General features: G+C 64.3%; 21 protein-coding genes and 1 pseudogene. 12 read left to right on the top strand and 10 right to left on the bottom strand.

From position 1 onward, the window contains the following. Window positions 1-22 precede the first annotated feature (22 nt). From ACQ86E_RS05135 to ACQ86E_RS05115, 5 genes are read left to right on the top strand one after another with little or no spacing between them, the layout of a single operon-like run. Entirely contained in the window at window positions 23-1,264 is a 1,242-nt protein-coding gene (locus ACQ86E_RS05135; RefSeq protein WP_431204487.1) for an ABC transporter substrate-binding protein, read from the top strand. A gap of 11 nt (window positions 1,265-1,275) precedes the next feature. Further along, window positions 1,276-2,151, top strand: coding sequence for a branched-chain amino acid ABC transporter permease (locus ACQ86E_RS05130; protein ID WP_431204486.1), 876 nt, complete (start codon window positions 1,276-1,278; stop codon window positions 2,149-2,151). Then, a complete protein-coding gene (locus ACQ86E_RS05125; RefSeq protein WP_431204485.1) occupies window positions 2,148-3,146 on the top strand; it encodes a branched-chain amino acid ABC transporter permease in 999 nt (332 codons plus the stop codon). Before ACQ86E_RS05130 ends, ACQ86E_RS05125 begins: the two co-directional genes overlap by 4 nt. Continuing rightward, on the top strand, window positions 3,143-3,898 hold the full coding sequence (locus tag ACQ86E_RS05120) for an ABC transporter ATP-binding protein (protein ID WP_431204484.1): 756 nt from the start codon (window positions 3,143-3,145) through the stop codon (window positions 3,896-3,898). Before ACQ86E_RS05125 ends, ACQ86E_RS05120 begins: the two co-directional genes overlap by 4 nt. Then, complete coding sequence (locus tag ACQ86E_RS05115) at window positions 3,891-4,610, top strand: ABC transporter ATP-binding protein (RefSeq protein ID WP_431204483.1); 720 nt, start codon at window positions 3,891-3,893, stop codon at window positions 4,608-4,610. Before ACQ86E_RS05120 ends, ACQ86E_RS05115 begins: the two co-directional genes overlap by 8 nt. A gap of 6 nt (window positions 4,611-4,616) precedes the next feature. Here the strand turns inward: ACQ86E_RS05115 and ACQ86E_RS05110 are convergent. Both ACQ86E_RS05110 and blaBJP read right to left on the bottom strand, forming a co-directional pair. Next, window positions 4,617-6,622: pseudogene (locus ACQ86E_RS05110) on the bottom strand (putative bifunctional diguanylate cyclase/phosphodiesterase). 344 nt (window positions 6,623-6,966) lie between these two features. Beyond that, a complete protein-coding gene (blaBJP, locus tag ACQ86E_RS05105; RefSeq protein ID WP_431204482.1) occupies window positions 6,967-7,851 on the bottom strand; it encodes a BJP family subclass B3 metallo-beta-lactamase in 885 nt (294 codons plus the stop codon). A gap of 501 nt (window positions 7,852-8,352) precedes the next feature. On the opposite strand from blaBJP, the gene ACQ86E_RS05100 reads away from it, so the two are divergent. After that, a complete protein-coding gene (locus ACQ86E_RS05100; RefSeq protein ID WP_431204481.1) occupies window positions 8,353-9,432 on the top strand; it encodes an alpha/beta hydrolase in 1,080 nt (359 codons plus the stop codon). A 22-nt stretch (window positions 9,433-9,454) separates the two neighbouring features. Here the strand turns inward: ACQ86E_RS05100 and ACQ86E_RS05095 are convergent, their stop codons facing one another. Next, window positions 9,455-9,724, bottom strand: a complete 270-nt coding sequence (locus ACQ86E_RS05095; RefSeq protein WP_431204480.1) for a TonB-dependent receptor plug domain-containing protein — start codon at window positions 9,722-9,724, stop codon at window positions 9,455-9,457. Between the two features lie 61 nt (window positions 9,725-9,785). Next, a complete protein-coding gene (locus ACQ86E_RS05090; protein WP_431204479.1) occupies window positions 9,786-10,916 on the bottom strand; it encodes a hypothetical protein in 1,131 nt (376 codons plus the stop codon). 199 nt (window positions 10,917-11,115) lie between these two features. Between ACQ86E_RS05090 and ACQ86E_RS05085 the strand changes: the two genes are divergently transcribed. Next, entirely contained in the window at window positions 11,116-11,925 is an 810-nt protein-coding gene (locus ACQ86E_RS05085) for a substrate-binding domain-containing protein (protein ID WP_431204478.1), read from the top strand. Here the strand turns inward: ACQ86E_RS05085 and ACQ86E_RS05080 are convergent. The 4 genes from ACQ86E_RS05080 to hisC form a co-directional block, all read right to left on the bottom strand. Beyond that, window positions 11,899-12,597, bottom strand: a complete 699-nt coding sequence (locus ACQ86E_RS05080) for an ABC transporter permease (RefSeq protein WP_431204477.1) — start codon at window positions 12,595-12,597, stop codon at window positions 11,899-11,901. The genes ACQ86E_RS05085 and ACQ86E_RS05080 overlap by 27 nt on opposite strands. Window positions 12,598-12,785: 188 nt before the next feature. Further along, on the bottom strand, window positions 12,786-14,096 hold the full coding sequence (locus tag ACQ86E_RS05075) for an Nramp family divalent metal transporter (protein ID WP_431204476.1): 1,311 nt from the start codon (window positions 14,094-14,096) through the stop codon (window positions 12,786-12,788). 85 nt (window positions 14,097-14,181) lie between these two features. After that, complete coding sequence (locus ACQ86E_RS05070) at window positions 14,182-15,318, bottom strand: NAD(P)/FAD-dependent oxidoreductase (RefSeq protein WP_431204475.1); 1,137 nt, start codon at window positions 15,316-15,318, stop codon at window positions 14,182-14,184. Between the two features lie 247 nt (window positions 15,319-15,565). Continuing rightward, entirely contained in the window at window positions 15,566-16,618 is a 1,053-nt protein-coding gene (hisC, locus tag ACQ86E_RS05065; RefSeq protein ID WP_431204474.1) for a histidinol-phosphate transaminase, read from the bottom strand. 227 nt (window positions 16,619-16,845) lie between these two features. Between hisC and ACQ86E_RS05060 the strand changes: the two genes are divergently transcribed. From ACQ86E_RS05060 to ACQ86E_RS05040, 5 genes are all read left to right on the top strand, one after another. After that, on the top strand, window positions 16,846-18,324 hold the full coding sequence (locus tag ACQ86E_RS05060; RefSeq protein ID WP_431204473.1) for an FAD-binding oxidoreductase: 1,479 nt from the start codon (window positions 16,846-16,848) through the stop codon (window positions 18,322-18,324). 267 nt (window positions 18,325-18,591) lie between these two features. Further along, window positions 18,592-19,443 (top strand): 3-hydroxybutyryl-CoA dehydrogenase, encoded by an 852-nt coding sequence (locus tag ACQ86E_RS05055; protein WP_431204472.1) that lies wholly within the window; start codon window positions 18,592-18,594, stop codon window positions 19,441-19,443. 136 nt (window positions 19,444-19,579) lie between these two features. Beyond that, window positions 19,580-20,044 (top strand): group III truncated hemoglobin, encoded by a 465-nt coding sequence (locus ACQ86E_RS05050; RefSeq protein WP_375313443.1) that lies wholly within the window; start codon window positions 19,580-19,582, stop codon window positions 20,042-20,044. A gap of 261 nt (window positions 20,045-20,305) precedes the next feature. Next, window positions 20,306-20,959 carry a ubiquinol-cytochrome c reductase iron-sulfur subunit gene (locus tag ACQ86E_RS05045; RefSeq protein WP_431204471.1) on the top strand — a complete coding sequence of 218 codons (654 nt, stop codon included), beginning with the start codon at window positions 20,306-20,308 and terminating at the stop codon, window positions 20,957-20,959. Window positions 20,960-21,089: 130 nt separating this feature from the next. Further along, the gene (locus ACQ86E_RS05040) at window positions 21,090-22,853 is read left to right on the top strand and encodes a methanol/ethanol family PQQ-dependent dehydrogenase (RefSeq protein ID WP_431204470.1); all 1,764 of its coding nucleotides are present in this window, start codon (window positions 21,090-21,092) and stop codon (window positions 22,851-22,853) included. A 229-nt stretch (window positions 22,854-23,082) separates the two neighbouring features. On the opposite strand, the gene ACQ86E_RS05035 is transcribed toward ACQ86E_RS05040, so the two are convergent. Both ACQ86E_RS05035 and ACQ86E_RS05030 read right to left on the bottom strand, forming a co-directional pair. Then, window positions 23,083-23,343 carry a hypothetical protein gene (locus tag ACQ86E_RS05035; protein ID WP_431204469.1) on the bottom strand — a complete coding sequence of 87 codons (261 nt, stop codon included), beginning with the start codon at window positions 23,341-23,343 and terminating at the stop codon, window positions 23,083-23,085. A gap of 56 nt (window positions 23,344-23,399) precedes the next feature. Then, complete coding sequence (locus ACQ86E_RS05030) at window positions 23,400-25,712, bottom strand: molybdopterin cofactor-binding domain-containing protein (RefSeq protein WP_431204468.1); 2,313 nt, start codon at window positions 25,710-25,712, stop codon at window positions 23,400-23,402. Window position 25,713 lies beyond the last annotated feature (1 nt).

The following is a 25,713-nucleotide window of genomic DNA, read 5'->3' as shown; positions in this document are numbered from 1 at the left end:
AAAAAGACAATTGGAGGAACTCATGCCAAAATCCGGTTCGACTTCGAAGATCACCCGCCGCACCGCGCTCGCCGGCCTGTCGGCCGGCGCGGCCCTGCTCGCCATGCCCCGTCTCGGCCGCGCCGCTGACGAGACGATCCGAATCGGCTTTCCGACCCCGCTCACCGGCCCGTTCGCTGCTGAAGCGCGCGACCAGGTCAAATGCGCCGAGCTCGCCGTCAAGCTCGTCAATGACAAGGGCGGCGTCGGCGGCCGCAAGGTCGAGCTCCTGGTGCGGGACGACAAGCTCAACGCGGGCGAAGCCGCGACCCGTACCCTCGAGTTGATCGAGAAGGACAAGGTTCATGCCGTGGTCGGCGCGCTCTCCAGCGCCGTGCAGCTCGCGGTCAACGAGGTCACGCGCGCCCGTGGCGTGATCTACGTCTCGATCAGCCAGTCCGACACCATCAACGAGGCCAAGGATTTCAGCAAGTACACCTTCCACGAGGCGCTCAATCCGCACATGACCACCGCCGCCGTGGCGCGGCAGACCCTGAAGAAGGGTATGAAGGTCGCCCACCTCGTCGCCGACTATGCCTATGGCCACGAGATGCTGCGTGGCTTCAAGCGCGCGCAGACAGCGATCGGCGCCGATACCGTCGGCGAGATACTGCATCCGTTCGGTGCGGCCGACTATTCCACCTTCATGCCGCGCCTGATGTCGCTACGGCCGGATGTGCTCTGCATTTCCAATTTCGGCCGAGACCAGGCCAACGCGATCAAGCAGGCGGTGGATTTCGGCGTCAAGCAGCAGATGAAGATCGTCGTGCCCGTCATCCTGCACAACCAGCGCCTTGCGGTCGGCCCCGACGTGTTCGAGGGCGTCGTCGGCGGCTCCAACTATTTCTGGGGCCTGGAGACGCAGAGCAAGTCGGCAGCCAGCTTCAACGCGGCGTTCAAGGCCGCCAATGGCGGCGCGATCCCGACCGACTACGGCGCCTATGGCTATTCCGGCGTCGGATCGTTGCTGGCTGCGATGCAGGCCGCCGGTGGCACCGACACAGACAAGGTCGTCGATGCCCTGGAGAAGTTGCAATATGATTTGACCAAGGGGCCTCAGCATTACCGCAAATGCGATCACCAATCGGTGCAGTCGGTGCTGGTGCTGGAATCCAAGAAGAAGTCCGCCATGGCCAACGACAACGATCTGTTCGCGATCCTGGCCAATGACGCAGGTTCCGACGACATGCTGCGCAGCTGCAGCGAGCTCGGTCACGCGACCTGAAGCCTGTTACCATGGACCTGTCGCTGATCATTATGCAGCTTCTCTCCGGGATCGCGCTTGGCGCGGTCCTCGTGATCACTGCGCTTGGACTGACGATCGTGTTCGGCATGTTGGGGGTGGTCAATTTCGCCCATGGCGCGCTGTTCATGATCGGGGCCTATGCGGGGCTGTATCTGGCATCGCTCACCGGCAGCTTCTGGTGGGGGCTCTTGCTCGCCCCCATCCTGATCGGCGCCTTCGGCATGCTGATCGAGTTCGTCCTGATCCGCAGGCTTTATGGACGTTCGATCGACGATCCGCTGCTGCTCACCTTCGGACTGAGCTACATCCTGGTCGAGGGCGTGCGCATCGTGTTCGGCAGCGACGGCATTCCGTTTCCGACCCCGCCGCAGCTGGTCGGCGTGCTTGATCTCGGCATCGGGTTCTTCCCGCGCTACCGGTTGTTCGTCATCGCGCTGGTCGCGGTGGTGCTGCTGGCGCTCTGGCTCACGCTGGAGAAGACCCGCGTCGGCCTGATCGTGCGCGCCGGCGCTCGCGATCCCACCATCATGCAGGTGCTCGGTGTCGATATTGGCCGGGTCTGGCTGGCGATCTTCGGGCTCGGCGTCGGCCTTGCCGCGCTCGGCGGCGTGCTCGCGGGGCCCATGCGCAGCGTCCATCCGGAGATGGGCTCGCTGGTGCTGGCGGAGGCCTTCGTGGTGACCGTGATCGGCGGGCTCGGCTCGATCGTCGGCGCGGTCGTGGCCGGCCTGATGGTCGGCATTTCCATCAGCCTGGTCGCGCTGTTTGCCCCTGAAATGGCGACCATCGTGATGTTCGCGCTGATGGCGGTGGTGCTGCTGATCCGTCCGGAGGGCCTATTCGGCGTGAGAGGGAGGACCGCGTGACGTCACCATCGAGCGGCGAAGCGGTCGCCAAACCGGTGTCCAGCGGACTCGGCTGGCTGCTTGAGCAGCGCGTGCTGCTGTCGATTGCGGTGCTGGCGGTGCTCCCCTGGCTGCTGCCGTCGCAGGCACTCGCCGTCAACGTCCTGATCTACGGTGTCGTGGTGATGGGCTACAATCTTCTGTTCGGCTACACCGGGCTGCTGTCGTTCGGCCAGGCGGCGTTCTTCGGCGCCGGCGCCTACTTCACCGGCATTGCCATCGGCCGCTACGGCATGCCCTGGTTTGCTGCGGTACCGATCGCCGTCCTCCTCAGCACCTGCCTCGCCGCCGCGATCGGCATGGTCTCGACGCGCACCCGGGGCATCTATTTCTCCATGGTGACATTGGCGCTGGCCCAGCTGGTCTATTACGTCGCGCTGCAGGCCTCCTCCTTCACCGGCGGCGAGAACGGCCTGCGCGGATTCACGGTCGACCGCATCAGTCTTTTCGGCTTTCAGGTCAACTTCCTCGACCCCGTCAACAAATATTACGTGCTGATGGCCTTCGCGGCGCTCGCGATGTGGTTCCAGTCGCGGATCCTGAATTCGCCATTCGGCGCCGTGATCGAGGCCATCCGCGAGAACGAGCAGCGGGCGCGGGCCTGCGGCTATGACGTCGAGCGCAGCAAGCTGATCGTGTTCATGCTGTCGGGCGCGATCTCCTCGCTCGGCGGCTGCATGCTGGCGCTGCATCTGTCGATCGTGCCGCTGGACCTCTTGCACTACCAGACCTCCGGCATGATCGTGATGATGGTGCTGCTCGGTGGTGCGCGCAGCTTCTTCGGGCCCTTCGTTGGGGCGGCGAGCTTCCTGATCCTGGAGGACGTCATTTCGCTCTGGACGCCGCACTGGCAGATCTTCGTCGGCGCGATCTTCGTCCTGTTTGTGCTGTTCCTGCCCAAGGGTATCTGGGGCACGCTGCTCGACGCTCTCGGCATCGGAAAGGCGCGGTCATGAACGGCGAACTGCTTTGCGTCGAGGGGATCGGCAAGCGCTTTGGCGGCTTCGTTGCGCTTGAGGGCATCACTGTGTCCTTTAAGGCGGGACAGCTTACTTCGATCATCGGGCCGAACGGCGCCGGCAAGAGCACCTTCTTCAACATCCTCTCCGGCGCGCTAACCCCGAGTTCAGGCAAGCTGCACTTTCGGGGACGCGAGCTGAACGGTTTGCCACAGCACCGCTTCGTGCATCAGGGTATCTCGCGTTCCTACCAGATCACCAACATCTTTCCGGACCTGTCCGTGCACGAGAATGTCCGCGTCGCGGCGCAGGCGTTGACCGTGAGCTACGACATCTGGCGCAACCGCGCCCGACTGACCGAGCTGAGCGCGCGCGCCGACGCTGCGCTTGACGCCGTCGGGCTGCTCCCCAAGCGCAGCGAACTTGCAAAGTTCCTGTCGCATGGCCAGCAGCGTGCGCTGGAGATCGCGATCGCGCTGGTCTCCGAGCCCGAGCTGCTGTTGCTGGACGAGCCGACCGCCGGCATGGGTCCGGAGGAAACCAAGGACATGGTCGCGCTGCTCGAACGCCTTGCCGAGAAGCGCACCGTCCTCCTCGTCGAGCACAAGATGAAGATGGTGCTGGGCCTGTCCAAGCGCGTCGTGGTGCTGCATCACGGCCGCCTGCTTGCCGACGGCGCGCCCGACGAGATCAGGAGCAACCCGGAAGTCCGCCGGGTCTACCTCGGACAGAGTGAAGGCTATGGCTGAGACCGCGCTGCTCGAAATCAATGATCTCCACGCCTGGTATGGCGCGAGTCACATCCTCCACGGCATCTCCCTGCACGTGAATCCGGGCGAAGTGGTCGCTCTCGTCGGCCGCAACGGTGCCGGCAAGACCACGACCCTGCGGGCCATGATGGGTCTGATGCCGAAGGCCACGGGTCGCGTGCGCTTTGCTGGCAGGGAGCTGCTGTCGCTCCGCGCCCATCAGCGGTTTCATCTCGGTCTGGCCTACGTGCCCGAGGAGCGACGCATCGTTCCCGGGCTCTCTGTGCGCGAGAACCTTCGTCTTGGCCTGGTCGCAGCCGGCAGCGACATCGAGGAGCGCGCGGCGATCGACGAGATCGCCGAAACCTTTCCGCGCCTCAAGGAGCGCCTTGATCAGGAGGGCGTGACGCTGTCGGGTGGCGAGCAGCAGATGCTGGCGATCGCCCGCGCGCTGATCGGCAAGCCAAGAATGATTCTGCTCGACGAGCCCTCGGAAGGCATCATGCCTGTTCTGGTCGAGGAGATGGGCGTGCTGTTCCGCCGCCTGCGTGACGAAGGCAAGACGCTGCTGCTGGTCGAGCAGAACGTCGAATGGGCGCTGCGGCTCGCCGACCGCGCCGTGATCATCGATCAGGGCGAAGTCGTGTATGAGAGCAGCGCCGCGGCGCTGCTGGCCGACAAGGACATCCAGGAGCGCTACTGCGCGGTGTGAGTGGTCTCAGGCCACGACCTTGGCCCCGGCGCCGCCGAGCCGCTGCCGTTCCTTGGCGAGATAATCGTCAATCGCATCGGCAGGCATGGGCTTTGCGAAATAATAGCCCTGGATGAAGTCGCATCCGAGCCGGCGCAGGCCTTCGAGCTGGGCGCGGGTCTCCACGCCCTCCGCAACGCAGGCAATTTCCATATCGTCGCACAGGCCCGCGAGTGATTTGATGATCTTGTGGCTCACCGGGTTGTCGTTGAGGTCCGCGACGAAGCTGCGGTCGACCTTGATCTTGTCGAGCGGCAGCCGGTGCACGTGGCTCAGAGAGGAATAGCCGGTACCGAAATCGTCGAGCGAAATGCCGCAGCCCATGGCCTTCAGCGTCGCGATCGACTGCTGCGCGCGCACGAAATCGAACGTGACGGCGGTCTCGGTGATCTCGAAATCGATCCGGTGGGGCGGCACGCCGCTTTTCTCGATGATGGATATCAGCGGTAGGATGCCCTCGGCCGCGCAGACGTCGTGAGCGGAGAGATTGAACGACAGGCGGATGTCGTCCGGCCAGGTCCTGGCGATCGCCAGTGCGCGCCCAAGCAGCACCTGCGTCAGCGGCCGGATCAGGCCGATACGCTCGGCGGCCGGAATGAAGTCGGCCGGCGAGACCAGACCGAGGCGGGAGCTGCGCCAGCGTGCGAGGACCTCGAAGCCGGCGGTGTGCTCGCTCATGGCGTCCACGATCGGCTGAAACACGAGGTCCATCTCGGTGTTGAAATCAGCAATACGCAGCAAGTTCTCGATGACGCCACGGCTGCGGATCTCGGCTTCGAGTTCGCTCGAGAAGATCACGGTGCGGCCGCGCAGATGGCGTTTGGCGTGATAGAGCGAATAGTCGGCGCACTCATAGAGCGCTTCCGCCGTCGTCGCCGATTGAGGAAACAGCGCAAAACCGATCGAGCAGGACAAGCCGGTATGGGCAGTATCGAGCTGGTAAGGCAGCTTGACCTGGTCGCCGATGCGTTCGCCGAGCCGGGTCAGGTCCACATCGTCGGGGTCGCCGCACACGACGAGGCCGAACTCGTCGCCTCCGAGCCGGGCGAATTCCACCCGCTGCGGACCAAAGCCCTCGCAGACCTCGCGGATGCGACGGCCCGCCTCGATCAGGACGCGGTCACCGACCGAGTGCCCGTAATTATCGTTGATCGGCTTGAAGCCGTCGAGGTCGATGATCCCGACCGCGACGCGAACCTTTCTGCGCTCGGCGTCAGCGAAGGCGCTCGATAGCTCCGCGAAGAAACGGCGGCGGTTCGGCAGCTCGGTGAGCGAATCCAGATTGGCGAGGCGGAAGTTCTCGTCCGATAGCGCTTGCGTCGCTGCCTGCTGCGCGAGCAGCGACTTGCGACTGGCGACGAGATCGGCGAAGTCGCGATAGTAGATGAACAATACCGTCACCATCGCGCCGGTGACGAGCAGGTTGTTGACGGCCATCGCCTTGAGTGCTGCTCGCCGGTGGCAAAGTAGAACAACACATAGGGCACGTCCACGACGAGCGTCACGATCAAGGCGGCCGATCGCAGATGCATCAGGCTGAAGATGCAGCCGATCACCGTCACAGCCATGTAGAAGGCGACTTGGCTCTTGGCGAAGGGGTCACCGTAGGGATAGAGGGCAAACGACCACGCCGTGAAACCTGCCGCGATCGGCGCGGCGATCCAGTTGGTGAGCCGTAGGTTGCGCATGATGTCGGCGTCGCTGTGCACGAAACGGCGCGGGCGCAGCCACCAGAAGGCCCGAAAGGCCGCCACCGCGATCAATATCGCGGGGACGACCACGCTCAGCAGGAGCGGCGCCAACGGCACGTAGGTATAAGCCACCGCGACCGTGTTGGTGATCAGGATGAAGTAAAGCAGCGGGATCTGCTTGGCGAAGGCGTCAAACTGCGCGCGCGTCAGGTCCGGGTCGTCCGTGACGCGAAACAGCCGCATCGCGGCGGCAAGATGAGACTTCAGATTGGCGACAGGCATTGCAATACGAGCCCCGAATTCCCTTAAAAACGAGGCGATCTTGCACGGCAGGGGTAAAGGGTGCGTTAGGTGGGTTCCGTAGGGGGGCTAGCGAGGGTTGCGCGCTACCGTGGAAATTTCAGGCCACGCGCATTGGTGAGGCCACGTTAAGGATATCCAGCGGCTGAGACGTGCGTCTCCGGCACAATTCGCCTGCAATCATCGCAGCTACGGCTTGCTAACCATGCATGTGACGAAGCGGTGCAGCGTATTGCCGCGCCGTCGCTGGTGACGGCTGACGCGCCTATCACTTCGCGCGCAGGCGAGGTGATAGGCCCGTGCAGCAGAGAGAGGGCAACCGATCGCTATTTTCTCTCCAGCGCCGCTGTCTGCTTGGCGAGCTGCTTGTCGAAGTCCTCCGACAGGCTGGTCGCGTATGTCGCGAGCTCGCCGGGCTTGACGAACGGGTTCGGTGCGCCGTCCTTCATTGCCGCGCGCTTGGCCTGCATGCCATAGACTTCGGGATGCGGTCCGAGCAGCACGTCGATCTTCATCGCCTTTACCTTGGCATAGGTCGCGCGGTAGTCATCGACGATGCCGGCGTGGGTCGGCTGGCCGACCAGCCGGTTCAGCGCCACCGTGCCGCTGCAGAAGAACAGCACCTGGCGGTTCTGGCCGCCGTCCTTGACGGTCATCTCCCAGCTCGTGCAGCCCGGCGAGTGGCCGGGGGTGGCGTGCGCCGTCAGCACGGTGTCGCCGAGCGTGACCTTGTCGCCTTCCGTCACGGTGCGATCGACCTTCACCGCGGGGAAGGCGAGATCCTCGTTCTTCTCGTCGCCCGGATAGTAGCCGCCTTCGAGCAGCGGCCTGTCGCGCTCGCCGGCGATGAGTTGCGCGCCAGTCTCCTTCTTGATCTCGGCGAAGCCGCCGGTGTGATCGAAATGCGCGTGCGAGTTGAGGATGATCTTGATGTCGGCGACCTTGAGGCCGAGCTTCGTGATGTTGTCCTTGATCATGCCGGTCGACTGCGGAAGAGCCGTGTCCATCAGGATCAGGCCCTGCGAGGTCTTGATGACGTAGACGGCGATGCCGTCGGTGCCGACATAGTAGATATTGTCGATGAGCTGGAATGGCTCGAACGGCGTGGTCCATTTCTTGGTGACCGCCGCCAGGAAATCCTTGATCGTTTGCGCCTGCGCGCCGGTTGCGAAAAACGCCAGCGCACACAGCGCGACCGTAAGCCGTTTCATAGGTTGCCTCCCGGAGTGTTCTTGTCATTCTGACCGCACGCGGCTTTCGCGCTGCAGCCGATGCGCACGCTACGTCGTGTGCGGTGCGGCAGCAACGGCCTGGGGCCATCAACTTTTCACGGCATGCGCGGAATAACGGTCGACGTTCGGTTTGAGCATGGCGGCCATCGTTGTGGCGCGGTCCTTGTCGTTTGACCGCGTGCGGGCATCCCGTCATACTTTGCAGCAAGACGGGCCAGAAAGACTCGTCATCACCGGGAGCTGAAATGACCAATTCATGGGCCGTCCTCGAGGGGACGCTGATTTGCCTCGTTTCCTGCACTTCGATAGCCTTGGCCCAGCCAGCCTGCGTCACCCAGAACATGGCCGTGCCGCCCGGCGCCAACACCACCGACAAGGCGGCACCGTTCTTCATCGACACGACAGGGCTTGATTTCAAGACGTCACCGCCGACGCGCGATCCTCTCAGCGCCAACTATCCGCGTGCGACTGAGTTGCCTGATGGCACGCTGCCGCCACCGGGGGCCGAAGGCAATTTCATCATCGGCCCGACCCACCCCCGCGCCGGAGACCATCGCGAAGGAAGGCGTGGCGCGCGGCACGACGAAGTCGTTCACGCTCTCGTCGAAACAGAGCACGATCTACAATCCCGGTCTGATCCGCGACGACGTTGCCGGCTGCACCAATTCCTCGATCATGACCACCGTGACCGCGCCGGACGACAAGTCGCACATGGTCGTCACCACGAGCCATCCCGGAATCTGGTCGCGTACGATCGACGTCTACGTGCCGGCGCAATATGTGCGCGGGACCGAAGCGCCGTTCATCGTGGTCGGCGACGGCGGGTCCAACGCCTACAAGGACCTCGCCACCACGCTCGATAATCTCATCGCGCAGCGCCGCGTGCCTCCTATGATCGCGATCCAGATCGGCAATGGCGGGCAGGACGCGCAGGGCAGCCAGCGCGGCCGCGAATATGACGCGGTGTCAGGCGCTTACGCACAGTTCGTCGAGCGCGAGGTGCTGCCGCTGGTCGAGGCGAACGCCGGCGTGAAGCTGACCAAGGATCCCGACGGGCGAGCGACCATGGGCCTGAGCTCGAGCGGCGTGGCCGCCTTCACCATGGCGTGGTTCTATCCTGATCTCTATCACCGCGTGCTGGCCTTCTCGCCAACCATGGTCAACCAGCAATGGCCGCATGATCCGTCGCTGCGCGGCGGCGCCTGGGAATATCACAGCGCGTGGACGGGGCCGGCTGGGCCCCATCTCATCTCGAAGGCCGGCGTGCTGACGCCGGCCGAGCCGCCCGGTGTGCCGCTGATCGCCGCTGCGCCGGTGAAACCGATCCGCTTCTGGTTCTTCGGCGGCGACCAGGACCTGTTCTATCCGAATCCCAACATCCCCGACGGCATGCACGACTGGACCTTGTCGAACGCACTGACGGCGAAGGTGCTGGCGGAGAAGGGCTATCACTACCAGTTCCTGTTCGTGCGGAACGCCAAGCACGTTGACCGGCCGACCATCGCGCAAACGCTGCCGTCGGCACTGGAGTGGGTCTGGAAGGGCTATCCGATTCCCTGACCGCGCAAGCGGCGCTGGACGCCTAACGTCCGATCGTCACGCCGGCGGTCGAGCGCATGGCATCCCGCAGGCTTCTCGCGTTCATGTCGTCGAGCACCTGCCGCGTCAGGACTGTGGTCTGGCCGGGCGTGTTGAGGATCGTGTCGCCGCGTGACGACGACAGTCGATCAGTCTTATAGGGCGAAGCCGGATCGGTCACATAGGCGTGGTGCCGCTTGCTGGAGGCAGCAACAGCTCCCTGCGAGGCGCAGAGGGCGGCGATGGCGATCAATCGCAACAATTTTGCGGGCATGCGATCTCCATGGTGAGGATATCAACCTGGCACATGGTGGCGTCGACGCAGGAAAACAATGTCAGGCCAGAACGGCCTGGCGTTCCCCCACCGGTTCGCGGACCCGGTCGGTCTTTCCGGGCTCGGCAAGCCGCGTGAAATTTCGCTGGCCCGACTGCGCGGGTGCTTCGACGATGATGCCCTCGCAGACGATCTGCCCGCCCAGCATCCTGAATTCCAGCTTGTCGTAGCGCGGCATGGTTTCGCCGGGCGCCGGCGGCAGCAGCTCGACGCGCCCCTGGATGTTCAGCGTGGCATCCCCGGTGCCGTGAAGACGCGGATTCCACATCCTGATCCCGGTCTCCGCCCAACGCTGCCGGATCAGCGTGGCGCGATCGACGGGGTCCGCGATCCTGGCGCGCGCCTTCGGCGCGCTGGAGATCTTCGGGGCGGGGGGCGCGAGGACCGGTTCCGGCGCGACATGGGTGATGGCGCTCGGAGTGGCCTCCGCGGCGAGTGCAGCAACTGGTGCAGGAGCGGGTGTGGAGACCGGTTCGATCTCGGCCGCGACGCTTGGGGAGGGATCGCTCTCGACGCTGTCCCCGGCGATGTTCGGCATCGAGACTTCGTCATCGGCGAGAACAACGCAGGCGTCCGCCAGGACGACCGGTTCAGCATCCACGACGGCTCCAGAGGAGGGCTCGTAGCTGACGATGGGAGCAGGGGCATCAATCGCAGCGATCACGACGTCGACTGACGAGACTGATACCTCTTCTGCGGCGACAGGCTCGACCTCGATCGGGGCTTCGAACGATGGTTGGTTGCTGATGACGGGCTCAGCAGCCTCGAACCGCTCGCTTTCGGTCTCGGCAGGCGGAGCCGGTGCCTCTTCGCCAGACGCAGGTGGTTCACCGTTCGCCGCGAGTTCCACGGCCGGATCATCGTTGGCGAGCTTGGGAGCATCAACGGGCACGCGCTCGACCGTCGAGACCGAAATCTCCTCGACGGCCACCGTCTCGGCGTCGCATTGCAACGGCTCGGCGACGATGCTGTCGGGAGCCGGTGTTGCGTCTGCGATGTCGGCAGCAGTGCAATCGGTTGCGGCGGTCGGGGCGACGTCGATGCTGCCGCTGTGCGGCAAAGGCCGAAGCCGGGTGAACGCCCATTTCACCGCGGGAATGCGGCGCAGCAACGATATCAGTCTCGAAAGCACAGGGAGTTATCCAAGAGGTACTCGGCGTGAGGCAATCGCTGATCTCGCCAGCAATGCGAAAAACTGCCCCGGCCGTCACATCGCTGTCAATGTGGATAGGACCAATTGCAGAACATCTGCACAGCGATCGCGACGCGGACGATCTTATATGCTTCATTCAGGATGCATCAGTGCAAGCGGACCGAGGGGAGGACGATTCATGAGAAAAATTGCGGCCATTGGAGCGGTTCTGCTCTGGTCCACCATCGCGTTCGCGCAGGACCGCACCATCACCGTAGCCTCGACGACCTCGACGGAGCAGTCGGGACTGTTCGGTTATCTGCTGCCACTGTTCTCGAAGGCCGAGGGCATCGAGGTCAAGGTCGTCGCCGTCGGCACCGGGCAGGCACTCGACATCGGGCGGCGCGGCGATGCCGACGTGGTGTTCGTTCATGACAGGCCAGCGGAAGACAAGTTCATGTCCGAGGGGCAGGGCGTGAAGCGCTTCGACGTCATGTACAACGACTTCGTCATCGTCGGGCCGAAGAGCGATCCCGCCAAGATCGCAGGCCACAAGGACGTCGCGGAGGCGCTGCGCAGGATCGCGGAAGCAAAGGCGCCGTTCATCTCGCGCGGCGACAAGTCCGGAACGCATGCGGCGGAGCTGCGATTGTGGAAGGAGGCCGGTGTCGACCTCGCTGCCGGCAAGGACAGCTGGTATCGCGAGATCGGCCAGGGCATGGGCCCGGCGCTGAACATGGCCTCGTCGTCGAACGCCTATCTTCTGTCCGATCGCGGCACCTGGCTGTCGTTCAAAAATCGTGGCGAGCTCGCCATCCTGACCGAGGGCGACAAGCGGCTGTTCAACCAGTACGGCGTCATGCTGGTCAATCCGGCCAGGCATTCGAACGTGAAGGCGAAGGACGGGCAGGCCTTCATCGATTGGCTGGTCTCGCCGAAGGGGCAGGACGCGATCGCCGGCTACAAGGTCGGCGGCGAGCAGCTATTTTTCCCCAACGCGTCCCACTAGCAGGAAGGCCACCGTCGACACGGCGACGCTGAGCGCCAGCAGGATCAGCCCGAGGCCGAGCGCCAGCGGCAGGTCGCCCTTGCTGGTCTCCAGCGCGATCGCGGTCGTCATCGTGCGCGTGAAGCCGCGGATGTTGCCGCCGACGATCATGATGGCGCCGACCTCGGCGATCGCACGCCCGAACGCCGCGAGAAAGGCCGTTAGCAGCGAGGTCCGGCCGAGGGCGAACAGAAGCGCGATGCTGCGCAAGGCGGATAGCCCGTCGATCCGCGCGAGGTCGCCATACTCCGCCCATAGCAGGCTCGCCGGCCGGTGCACCAGCGCCACCACGATCGGCGTCGCCAGCAGCGTCTGCGCGATCATCATGGCCGCCGGTGTGAACAACAGGCCGGCCGCCCCGAGCGGGCCGGACCGCGACAGCACGAGATAGAGCGCGAGCCCGACCACGACAGGGGGAAGGCCGAGCAGGGCGTTGGTCAGCACGATGATGACCTGCTGCCCGCGGAAACGGGTGATCGCAAGCAACGCCCCGATCGGCGCGCCGATCAGGAGCGCGACGATGCTGGCCGTCAGGCTGACGCGCACCGACAATGCGACGATGCCCAGCAGCTCGGAATCGGCTTCGCCGATCAGCCTGAAGGCTGCGGCAGTGGATTGCGCGAAATCGTTCATCCGGCCTGACGCTTGGGCGCCGGACGGGAGGCCTCTGGAAGGTTGTCATAGAGGCTGCGAAGTCGCTTCACGGATCATCCCTTGCGAGTCTTGCCGACAGTCACAGAATACCCGGCAGGAGCGGTTTGGGAACTCGATTTATCCGGAAGACGACAACCAGACGGACGCGACAGTGGCGAGCGGAAGTTCTAGGACGCGCCCATGAACATGGTGGCTACCATGCCGACGATGCAGAACGCCATCGCGATTGTCGAGGCCCAGCCGAGCCAATACAGCGGGCCGGTGACCACGAGTTCTCCCATCACCTTCGGCCGCCGCACCAGCAGCATCAGGATCACCATGACTGGTGCCGCCAGCACGCCGTTGACCACCGCGCTCCAGTACAACGCCTTGATGGGGTCGATCGGCGTAAAATTCAAACCGATGCCGCAAAGGCCGGAAAGGCCGAGTACCGTGTAGAAGGCGATGGCCTCCTTGGGTTTGCGGGAGAGCCCGACCGGCCAGCGGCGGCCTTCGCCGATGGCGTAGGCGGTCGAGCCGGCGAGCACGGGAATTGCCAGCAGGCCCGTGCCGATGATGCCGAGCGCGAAGATGAGCTCTGCGAAGGGCCCGGCGATCGGCTTCAGCGCTTCCGCGGCCTGGGCTGAGCTCTGGATGTCGGTCTTGCCTTGTGCGTGCAAGGTCGCGGCCGTGGTGATGATGATCGAGAGTGCAATGAGATTCGAGAATGCCATCCCGATCAGCGTGTCGAGCCGGATGCGGCGGAATTCCGCTTCCGCTGTCGAAGCGTCCTTCTTCAGGGGTGTCTTGTTGTCGTCGATCCGCTGCTCCTCGGCCTCTTGCGAAGACTGCCAGATAAAGAGGTATGGCGAGATCGTCGTACCGAGGATGGCGACGAGCGTGGTGAGGAATTCGGCGTTCCAGCTGACGTGCGGAATGAGCACGCCCTTCAATGCCTCGGTCCAGGGGACCTTCACGACGGCAAGGGCAATGACATAGGCAAACAGGCTGAGCGTCAGCCATTTCAGCACTGCGACGTAGCGGTTATAGTCGAAGAAGATCTGGGCGAGCACTGAGACCGCGCCGAAGATCACGACATAGAGGATGCCCGGACCGCCGATCAGCACCTTGAGGGCGTCCGCCATCGCGCCGAGATCGGCCGCGATGTTGATCGTGTTGGCGGCAAACAGCAGAACCACGAGACCCCAGACATAGGCCGCGCCGAAATTGCGGCAGACATTGCCGGCGATGCCGTGACCCGTCACCCGCCCGATCCGTGCCGAGATTTCCTGGATCGCCGTCATCAGCGGATAGGTCAGCAGCATCGTCCAGCCGATGCCGAAGCCGAGCTGTGCGCCGGCCTGGCTATAAGTGCCGATCCCCGAGGGATCGTCGTCCGAGGCGCCGGTGATCAGCCCCGGCCCGAGCGTGGAAAAGAAATTCCGCAGGCGGAAGGTGGCGCGTTTCTGCACCTTTGGTTCGAGCGTCGCCGTGTCCATCCCGGTTCCTCAGATCCAGCCTTGCGTATAACCGGGCAGGAGCATCGGGAGTTCCAAATGTGGAACGCTTTGATAAATCGAATTCTTATCCGGTACGATCGATTGCAAAATCGTCAAGCAGGGGAGAGCTGCCTCCGGAGCAGATGGTTGCGAGCAATTCGGCCGCAAGATAGCTGAACGTGATGCCGTTGCCGCCATATCCGTAGGCTGCGAAGATGTTTTTCTGGCCCGGCACGGCGCCGATCAACGGCAAGCCGTCCTGCGTCGTGTCGAACGCCCCAGACCAGCAATAGTCGATCTTGTCGGAAGCTCGCGGCCAGAGCGCCCCAAGCTTCTGCTTCAGGCGTTCTCGCTTGGCGGGAGTGAGTGCCTCGCGCGCCTGCGGCTCGATCGCGGAATCATCATCCTCGCCGCCGAAGATGATCCGGCCATCGGATGTGCTGCGGGCATAATGATAGTCGTGGCTCGCCTCCCAGATCAGCACGTCTTCCGGCCAGAGGTTCTGGGGCTGAGGCTCTGTGGCAATCGCCCAGCTCGCGGTTGGACGCTGGATGGTCGGACGCACGATGCTGGGCATGACGTAGCCCGTGCAAAGTACGACGCGGTTGGCCTCGATCTCGTAGCCGCCGTCGAGCCCGACGATAACTTTGGCGCCGGCGCTTTCGAAAGCCGTCGCGTCGGTCTGCCGGATCGAAGCCCCGCGTCCGATGGAAATCTTCAGAATCTGATGCGTGAGCTCAACCGGATCGGCATCGGCGGCGAGCGGTGACAGAATCGCACCAGCGCGCGCAATCTCGAACCGTCGGAGCAGGGACGCGTGGTCGAGAAACACTCCGGGCAGGCCGGCCCGCGCTCGCAGAGCGGACTCTTCTCTCAGGGATTTGCCGCTGTCGTCCACTGCAAGATAGAGCGAAAGACGGTCCCTGATATGGCATGGGATGCGATAGTGGCGCGTCAACGAGGTCAAGCCCTGGACGGCCCGGAGGCTTGCCGTGTAGCAGCGCGCCGCGCGTTCGAATCCGTAAGCCTGCGTGAGCTCGGACAGTGAACGATCGATTTCCCACAGCAGCATCGCGGTGCTCGCGCCCGTGCTGCCATGACCCGGGGTTTCCCGGTCGATGATGACGACCTCGTGCCCTCGGCGGGTGAAGCTTTCGGCGACCATGGCGCCGGTGATGCCCGCGCCTATCACCAGGACATCACATGCGAAGCTTCCCGCCACGGGACGAATTTCGGGGCCGCCGCTGGTAAGCCATGGCGTCGTCGAACTCCTGAGGTCGCCATGGTCGATGTCTTGGTCATCGGAAAAGATCGCGAAACTCCGTCGAATCAGCACCGGGGCCACGAGGCGCCTGGTCGCCAGTTCCAACGTCCTTGAAATGCGCAAAGTTCCCGCGGCGACGCAGCTTCGGGCTGCGCAGGCCCGGCCTTCTAATTTGCGGATTCCCCCGCTCGAGCCAACCCTTGGATCAGAGCAAGCCGTGCAGCTCGTCGATCAGCCGGCCGCACTGCTCCTCCGTTCCGACCGTGATGCGCAGGAAGTCCTCGATGCGAGGCTTGCTGAAATGCCGGACCAGAACGCCGCGCTCGCGCAGCGCCGCGGCGAGATCGGCTCCGCTCCGGCTCCGATGGCGCGCGAAAACGAAGTTCGTGAGCGACGGCAGCACCTCGAAGCCGAGCTGTTCGAGATCGCGAGCCAGGATTTCGCGGCCTGCAATGATGCGTGTGCAGGTCTTCTGGAACCACGCGTCGTCCTCGATGGCAGCGACGGCGCCGGCGATGGCGAGGCCATCGACGGGATAGGAGTTGAAGCTGTCCTTTACCCGCTCCAGCGCCTCGATCAACGGCCGTTGGCCGATGGCAAAGCCGACGCGCAGGCCGGCGAGCGAGCGCGATTTCGAGAAGGTCTGGATCACGAGCAGATTGTCGTGGTGCGCAACGAGCGGCACCGCGCTCTCGGCGCCGAAATCGACATAGGCTTCGTCCACCACCACCAGCCGATCGGGGTTTTCGGCGAGCAGGGATGCGATCGCCTCGCGCGGAAGGGCGACCCCGGTGGGCGCGTTCGGATTGCAGAGAAGGATGGCGCTTGATGGCCGCCGGTAGTCGCTAAGCTCGATCCTCATCGCGGCATCGAGCGGCACTTCCTCATGAACGATGCCATAGAGCCGGCAATAGACGGGATAGAAGCTGTAGGTGACGTCGGGAAACAGAAGCGGCCTGTCGTGCTTCAGGAGGGCCTGGAAGGTGTGGGCGAGAACCTCGTCCGAGCCGTTGCCCGCGAACACCTGCTCGGGCGCAACTCTGCTGTGGGCCGCGATCGCCTCGCGCAGGCGTGTGGCGTGCGGATCGGGATAGAGGCGCAGCCGCTCGGCAGCCGATGCGATCGCCGCAAGTACGCGCGGCGAGGGCGGATAGGGGTTCTCGTTGGTGTTGAGCTTGACGATGCCGTCCTGCTTCGGCTGCTCGCCCGGGACGTAGGGCGAAAGCGTGTGGACGACCGGACTCCAGAAGCGGCTCATGATCTCCAATCCAGGTTGAACGCGGCACAGTAGGGCACGCCGGGCTGCGGCGGAAGTGCGCTTCCCGACCAGCCGTCGAGGCAGGTCTGCACAGGCGTCGCAGCCGGGGACGTTCCCGCTCGCGCATCCCTCGTGCTAGGCTCGTTGCGCGAACGCCGAACTGAAAACAACAACGAAGGCTGGCGCGCCTCAGGCCGCGCGCAGAAGAGCCGCAAAGAGAGGAACACATGCCGGGTGCAGCCCTTCCCTCCGCTCCCTCGATTCCGACCGCGCCCGTGACGCCGGCCATTGTCGATCGCTTGCGGGCCATCGTGGGCGACAAGGGCCTGATCCTCGACGAGCATGACAAGCAGCCATTTGTAACCGATTGGCGCGGCGAGCTGGCGGGGCAGGCCGCGGCGGTCGTGCGCCCGGCGAGCACCGCGGAGGTCTCCGCTGTCGTCAAGCTCTGCCACGACAACGGCATTGCGATCGTGCCGCAGGGTGGCAATACCGGCTTGATGGGCGGTGCCACGCCGTGGCCCGCGCACTGCGGCATCGTGCTGTCGCTCGGTCGCATGAACCAGGTGCTGAGTATCGATCCCGTCGGCTATGCCATGACGGTGGAAGCAGGCTGCATCCTCCAGACGCTTCAGGACACGGCCGCGCGCCATGATCGCTTCCTTCCGCTCAGCCTCGGTGCCCAGGGCTCGTGCATGATCGGCGGCAATCTGTCCACCAATGCCGGCGGGGTGCAGGTGCTGCGCTATGGCAATGCACGAAATCTGGTGCTGGGTCTCGAGGTCGTGCTCGCCAATGGCGAGGTCTGGAACGGCCTGCGCGCACTCAAGAAGGACAACACCGGCTATGACCTCAAGCACCTGTTCATGGGCGCCGAGGGCACGCTCGGTATCATCACCAGGGCGGTGCTGAAGCTCTGGCCCGCGCCGAAGGATGTCTGCACGGCATGGCTCGCGATCTGCGATCCCAGCGCCGCGATCGAGCTCCTGTCGGAGGCGCATGCCGCGTCCGACGACAATGTCGGCTCGTGCGAGCTGATGAGCCGCGCCTGCACCGACATGGTGCTGCGCCACATTCCCGGCACCCAGGACCCTCTCAAGGCGGAGACCGAGTGGTATTTGCTGCTCGAATGGTCGTCGGCCCGGCCGCGCGAGGACGGCGGCGCGGGCATGTCGGAGCGGATGGAGCAGTTTCTGGCCGACCAGCTCGAAGCCGGCCGGGTGCTGGATGCGGTGATCGCGCAAACCGAGGCGCAGTCGCGCAACATGTGGCGCATCCGCGAGAGCGTGGCCGAAGCGTCGCGCGCCGAGGGGCCGGGCTTGAGCTACGACGTCTCGGTCGCGGTCTCCCGGATTCCCGAGTTCATCGACAAAGGCCTCAAGGCGGCGCTCGACATCCTGCCGACCATCCGCCCCTATCCGCTCGGCCATATCGGGGACGGCAATGTCCACTTCTCCTTCATGGGCCCGAAGGGCATGGATCGCGTCGCGCTCGGCCAGTATTCCGCGGCGATCACCCGGGCCGTCAACGACCTCATCACCTCCATGGACGGCTCGATCTCGGCCGAGCACGGCATCGGCATCGAGAAGCTGGACGAGCTCTCGCACTATCGTTCCAGGACCGAGCTCGACATCATGCGGACGATCAAGCGGGCGCTGGATCCCAAGAACATCATGAATCCGGGCAAGGTGCTCCGCCTCGGATGAGGCGGGGAGGGCCGCGGGCCGCCCCGTGGATTGAGCCGGAAGCTCCACACCCTGGGGGCTTCATGGGGGCGCATGCGGCACATCGCTCGGACCAAACGGGCTGCGAGGCCGTCAAATCGTGCCGTTTGCGGCTTTATTCCCGCCTCGGATGCTTTAAGGAAGGGCAGGATCAGGTCGCACCCGCCCAGTGGCGGTGCTAGATCCTGATGCAGAAAAATGGCGCCTGGCCGGCTGGCACGGGCCGCAGGATGAGAAGGATTTGAGGCAATGATCCAGACGGTTGGCATCATCGGGGCAGGGACCATGGGGAACGGCATCGCGCAGATCTGCGCGGCGGCCGGTCTTCCGGTCGTGATGGTCGACATTTCCGACGCGGCGGTGAACCGCGGCGTCGCCACCGTCGGCGGCAGCCTCGAGCGGCTGGTCAAGAAGGAGAAGATGTCGGCGGCCGACCGCGACGCCACGCTCAAGCGCATCACCGGCACCACCGACCGGGCGAAGCTTGCCGATTGTGATCTCGTCATCGAGGCCGCGACCGAGAACGAGGAGCTCAAGGTCAAGATCCTGAAGGACCTCTGCGCCACGCTGTCGCCGCGCACGCTGCTCGCGACCAATACCTCGTCGATCTCGATTACCAAGCTCGCAGCCGCAACTGATCGTCCCGACCGCTTCATCGGCATGCACTTCTTCAACCCGGTGCCGGTGATGGCGCTGCTCGAGCTGATCCGCGGCTTGCAGACCTCCGACGATACCCATGCCAAGGCGCTCGATTTCGCCCAGCGCGTCGGCAAGGTGGCGATCACCGCGAAGAACAGCCCGGGCTTTGCCGTCAACCGCATCCTCTGCCCGATGATCAACGAGGCGATCTTCGCGCTGCAGGAAGGCATCGCGACCGCCGAGGAGATCGACGCCGGCATGAAGCTCGGCTGCAACCATCCGATCGGGCCGCTGGCACTCGCCGATCTTGTCGGCCTCGATACCATGCTGTCGGTGATGGAGGTCTTTTACAAAGGCTTCAACGACCCCAAATACCGTCCGGCCCCCTTGCTCAGGGAAATGGTTGATGCCGGCCATCTCGGCCGCAAGACCGGGCAGGGCTTCTACACCTACGGCGCCTGATCGATGCGCCAGCAGCGGGCGCTCAGCGCCCGCTGCCTGATCCCGCAATTTGCGCTGCGACAAAGACGCCGCTCGCAATTGGCCCGACAATGTCGAACGGGCGGCTCGCGGGCCAACGGAACGGAAAACGAAGGACATGTCGGATCGACTGAAGGCCGAGCGCGAAGCTGCGGTCGCACGGCGGAACTTGCTGACCCAGGATGCGATCGAGCGCACCGGGATTACCGAAGAGATGATCGGGGAGCTCGTCACCCGGTTCTACGGTCGCGTGCGCGAGGATGCGCTGCTGGGACCGGTGTTCGCGATCGTGCAGAACTGGGACGAGCATCTCGCCAAGCTCCGGGATTTCTGGTCGTCGGTCGTTCTGATGAGCGGCCGCTATCATGGCTCGCCGATGCGGGCGCATATGCCGCTGAGCCTGGTCGGCGATCATTTCGACCGCTGGCTCGATCTGTTCGAACAGACCGCGCGCGAGGTTTGCCCGCCCCCTGCAGCCGCGCTGTTCATCGACAAGGCGCGGCGCATCGCCGACAGTTTTGAGATGGCATCGGCGACGATCGCCGGCCGTATCGCCGCGCCGCGTCACGTGCTCAGGTCCTGACGACGAGCCTGCCAGCGAAGCCTGTCAGTTTATCGCTTCGAAGTTGCATTGCGTTATCGATAGCGCGCTGCACCAATTCCGTCATCGTCGATCTGGTCTGCAAAATCATCATGCCGCTCGCGCGTTGCGACGTAGCATTCGCTAAAACGCGTTTGAATGCGTTCACTTGAATTCAATCAAAGCGAGCAAGGCCACATTGATGCACTGCGGCGCCAATTCTCCGCCTTCATTTCGGCAGAGTTCCAGCGCCTGCTAGCGGGCATGTCGCGCGCATCATTCAGTATCACCTCCTCATCCTCCGAGAGCACCGCGGAGCCTGACATCGACGCAAGTGCGGAGCAGACGCGGCGAACGCTGCTGCTTGGGGCGCTCGCGACCACTGCTTGCCTCGGTTGTTCCGTGCAGGCTCGCGCGGGCGAGGATCCGCCCGGCTCCGACGAGCGACCAAGGAAGGGCGACCAGCTGGTCTTCTCCGACGGTGAACAGGAAGGAAAGCTGATCACTGCCGCGGACATACCAACGGGCGGACCGCCGCTGCATGCCTGGCCGAAAGATCCGAGCACGTCGGTGGTGCGCAGCGCCTCGCGTCTCAACGAGATCCTGATCATCCGGCTCGATCCCGCCGAGCTCGACGAGCAAACCCGTGCGCGTGCCGTCGACGGCATCCTCGCCTATTCGGCGATCTGTTCGCATGCCGGCTGTCCCGTCACCGCCTGGGTTAAGAGCGATGTCGGCGACAAGGAGGTGTTCAAGTGCATGTGCCACAACTCCGAATACGATCCGCGCGCGAGCGCGCAAGTCGTGTTCGGGCCGGCACCGCGGCGGCTCGCCGCGCTGCCGATTGCGCTTGCTGAAGGCTCGATCAGCGTCGCCGGCAACTTCATCGGAAAAGTAGGAGGCGTGCAGCCAGGATGACGGACGGTGCGGGACATGCCCGCGTCACGAGGGGCCGCATCCGCCGAGGGGCGGACGACGGGACGAACGATACGAATTCAAAACAACAATTCAAAACAAGAATTCAAACGGATGAAAAAGGGGAACGTCCATGAAAACCTCCAAGCAAACGTCCAAGCTAACGTCGGTCTCCAGGAAGCAATGGTACCTGTCCGGCTTCGTCGCCTTCACCTGTCTCGTCTCGACCGCCGCCGTCGCCGGCCCGATCGAGAATTATTCTCCGGTGACCCAGCAGCGCCTGGAGAATCCAGAACCCAGCAACTGGATGCTCTACCGGCGCACCTATGATGGGCAGGGTTACAGCCCGCTCGACCAGATCAACACCTCGAACGTAAAGAATCTCACGCCGGTCTGGACCTTTGCCACCGGTGTGGTCGAAGGCCATGAGGCGCCCCCGCTCGTCAACAACGGCGTGATGTTCGTGACCACCCCGATGGGACAGGTAATTGCGATCAACGCCAGGACCGGCGACGAATACTGGCGCTACAAGCGGCAGCTTCCAGACGACCTTTTCCAGCTGCATCCGACCAACCGCGGTGTCGGCCTGTGGGAGGACAAGCTCTATCTCGCCACCACCGACGATCATGTCGTCGCGCTCGACGCCAAGACCGGCAAGGTGCTGTGGGACACCAAGGTGCAGGACTACAGGAAGGGTCAGTACATGACCCTGATGCCGCTGATCGTCGAGGGCAAGGTCATCGTCGGCGGCTCCGGCGGCGAGCTCGGCGTGCGCGGCTACGTCGCCGCCTTCGATGCCAAGGACGGCAAGGAGCTGTGGCGGACCTTCACCATTCCCGGCGAGGGCGAGCCGGGTCACGATACCTGGCAGGGCGACGACTGGAAGACCGGCGGTGGGTCGGCCTGGATGACAGGCAATTACGACAAGGACACCAAGACGATCTATTGGGGCGTGGGCAATGCTGCGCCCTGGCCCGGTGAGACGCATCCCGGCGACAATCTCTACACCTCGTCGGTGCTCGCGCTCGATCCGGGTAACGGCAAGATCAAGACCTATCACCAGTATCACCAGAACGATTCCTGGGACTGGGACGAGGTCGATGCGCCCATGCTGATCGATCTGCAGCGCGATGGCCGCACCATCAAGAGCCTGATCCATCCCGGTCGCGATGCGATCTTCTGGGTGCTCGAGCGCACCCCGACCAAGATCAACTACATCGCCGGCTGGCCGTTCGTCGCCACCGATGTCTGGAAGGGCATCGATGCCGAGACCGGCAAGCCGATCGTCGATCCCGCGCACAAGCCGGTCATCGGCAAGCGCGTCGAGTTCTGTCCGTCATTGTGGGGCGGCAAGGATTGGCCATCGGCGGCCTACAGCCAGAAGACCGGCCTCGTCTATGTCCCCGCCAACGAGAATTTCTGCGGCGGCTTCACCGGCGAGAAGGTGCCGCTCAAGGCGGGCGAGCTCTGGCTCGGCACCAAGCCGGAGGACATCGGCCTGAAAACAAAGCCGGGAGCGGATCATTTCGGCGAGCTCCAGGCCTGGGATCCCGCCACCGGCAAGAAGGTGTGGCAGCACAACTTCCCGAAATCCCAGCTGTTCGGCTCGGTGACGGCGACGGCGGGTGACCTCGTCTTTGTCGGCGGCACCAACGATCGCAACTTCCGCGCCTTCAACGCCAAGACCGGCGAGCTGTTGTGGGAGCAGAAGACCAACTCCGGCATCATGGGCATGCCGGTGTCCTATGAGATCGACGGAACGCAATACATCGCGATCCAGTCGGGGTGGGGCGTGGACGCGCAGCGGATCCAGGATGCGCTCGTGACCAACAATATCGGCATCGAAGCCAATGTGCCGCAGGGCGGCGTCGTGTGGGTGTTCGCGCTGAAGAAATAAGCTCCGCAGGCGGATCGAAGAAGCGGAGCCTCTGGGGGCAGATGCGGCGGACGGCAACGTCCGTCGCATTTTGCGTGGGCGGGGAGGATTGTTGCTCACGCCACGAATCCGTCACGCTTGGGCTTATCCCGGCATCCACGGTCTTCGCGCCGCGTCAAAGGCCGTAGATGGCCGGGACAAGCCCGGCCATGACGGCGAGTAGAGGTTCATGCGCGCAGCCGCCAGCCGGCTACTTCCCGTGCCGATCCACCTTGTCCTTTTCCTTCTGATTCATCTCCTGAATCTTGGGATCGGTGCTGGTCTGCCCGGTGGTCTGGTTGGTCGAGGCGGGCGGGGCGTTCGCGTTGGGGAGTGAGTTCTGGTCCGGCGCGGTGGGGCGCGTGGCCGTGGTCGGCGGCGTCGTGCTGCTCTGGGCAAACGCGCCTGTGGTCGTCGTGAAAAAGGCGCCCGACAGCAACGAGACTGCGAGCGCCCTTGAGATGTTGGTCATCGATCTGCTCCTGTCAGATCGATGGAAACGGCGCGAAGCCGTCTTATGTTCCCGCGCTAAGCCTCCAATTGCTTGCCGAGCGGAAGGTTGCGGATACGCTTGCCCGTCGCGGCGAAGATCGCGTTCATCAGTGCGGGTGCGAAGGGCGGTACGCCTGGCTCGCCGACGCCGCTCGGCGGCGTGTCGGGTCCGGGCGGAACGATGTAGACGTTGGTCACGGCAGGAGATTCGTCCATCCTGACGACCGGGAAGTCGTCAAAGTTCTTCTGCTCCACCTTGCCCTCCTTGAAGGTGACCGCGCCGTATTTGGCGAGGCTCAGCCCCATGATCGCCGCGCCCTCGATCTGCGAGGCGATGCGCTCGGGGTTGACATAGGTGCCGCAGTCGATCGCGGTGTCGACGCGCGGCACACTCAGCTTGCCCTTGTCGTCGACGGACACCTCGACGATGGTCGCGATGTAGCTGACGAAGCTGCGGTGCACGGCAATGCCAAGGCCGTGACCCTTGGGTACCTGACGGCCCCATTCGCCCTTCTCGGCGACCAGCTCGACCACCTTGCGCAGGCGCGCGGTGTCGATCGGGTAGCTGTCAGTGGGCTCGCCGTAGTTCCACATGTCCTTGACGGCGGGCTTGACAATGCGCGGGCTGCCGATCAACGCGAGCAGCGTCTCCTTCTGGTCGCGGCCGGTTGCAGCTGCGATCTCGCCGACCATCGACTGTACCGCGAAGGCGCGCGGGATGTTCGAGACCGAGCGGAACCAGCCGATTCGGGTGAACGCCGCAGCTTCCGGGTTCTCGCAGGAGATGTTGGCGATCTCGAACGGCATATCGACGAGGCCCATGCCGAGCTCGAACGGCGCCGCGTGCTTGGCGCCCGCCGCGAATGTCGACGCGATGGTGGGCGCCACGCTGCGGTGACGCCAGGCGATCACCTTGCCGCTCTTGTCGAGCCCAGCCTCGATCCGCTCGACCGACACGGTGTGCAGGAAGTCGTGGTGGATGTCGTCCTCACGCGTCCACTGCACCTTCACGGGCGCACCGAGTTCCTTCGACAGCAGCGCGGCTTCGAGCGCGAAGTCGCATTTCGACTTGCGCCCGAAGCCACCGCCGAGCAGCGTCACGTTGACGGTGACATTGCCCTCGGGGATGCCGAGCGTCTTGGCGACGTCTTCGCGCGTACCGCCGGGGCTCTGCACCGGCGCCCAGATCTCCGCCTTGTCACCTTTGACGTCGGCGACCGCCACCGGCGGCTCCATGCTGACATGGGCGAGGTGCGGCAGGTAGTATTCGCCGACGACGACCTTGTCGGCGCTTTTCAGCGCGGCGTCCGCATCGCCCTCGGCACGCACGACGAGGCCGGGCTTGCGTGAGGCCTCCTCGAGCTCCTTGCGATAGGCGACCGAGTCGTATTTGCCGTTGGCGCCGTCGTCCCAGACCAGCTTCAGTGCGTCGCGGCCCTTGATCGCCGCGCCGGTGTTGCGTGCGATCACGGCGACGCCGCCGAGTGGCTGGAACTTCGACGGCCACGGCCAGCCTTGAACTTTCATCACCTTCTCGACACCGGACACCTTCAGCGCCGCGTCGGGATCGAACGAGACCAGCTTGCCGCCGGTCACCGGCGGGCGGGCGATGACGGCGTATTTCATGCCTGGCAGCCGCACGTCGGCGCCGTAGTGTGCCTTGCCGGTGGTGATGTCATGGAGATCGACGATGCCGACCTGGCCCTTGCCGAGATAGCGAAAGTCTTTGGGATCCTTCAGTTTGAGGCCTTCGATAGCAGGCACCGACTCCTTGGCGGCATCGGCAGCCAACTCGCCGAAGCCGAGCTTCCGCCCGCTGGCACTGTGGACGACCTCGTGATTGACGGCCTTCACCTCGGTCGCCGGCACGTTCCAGCGCTTCGCCGCGGCCTGCTCCAGCATGGTGCGGGCCGAGGCACCGATCTGGCGCATCGGGATCAAATAATGCCGCGTGCTGCGCGAGCCGTCGGTGTCCTGATTGCCGAACTTGACCTCGTCGCCATGGGCCTGCTGCACCTTGACCTTCGACCAGTCGGCTTCCATCTCCTCGGCCACGATCAGCGGCAGGCTGGTGCGCACGCCGGTGCCCATCTCGGAACGGTGGGCGAGGATGGTGACGGTGCCGTCGGACGCGACCGCGACGAACACGCGCGGATCGACCACGACGCCGTGCGGCATCTTGCCGGCGCCGGTCTCATAGGCGAACGCCGGGCGTGACATCACGGGCGCGGCAAGCACGAAGCCGCCGGTGATGCCGAGCCCCTTCAGGATGCTGCGGCGCGAGACCTTCTCGACACGGATGTTCTTTTCGAAGCCACGAAGCTTGCCGGGGTTGTCGATGAAATTCATG

The sequence above is a fragment of the Bradyrhizobium betae genome, from assembly GCF_050632175.1.
Taxonomy (GTDB): Bacteria; Pseudomonadota; Alphaproteobacteria; order Rhizobiales; family Xanthobacteraceae; genus Bradyrhizobium; species Bradyrhizobium betae_B.
This window is presented reverse-complemented; position numbering and strand designations above follow the sequence as displayed.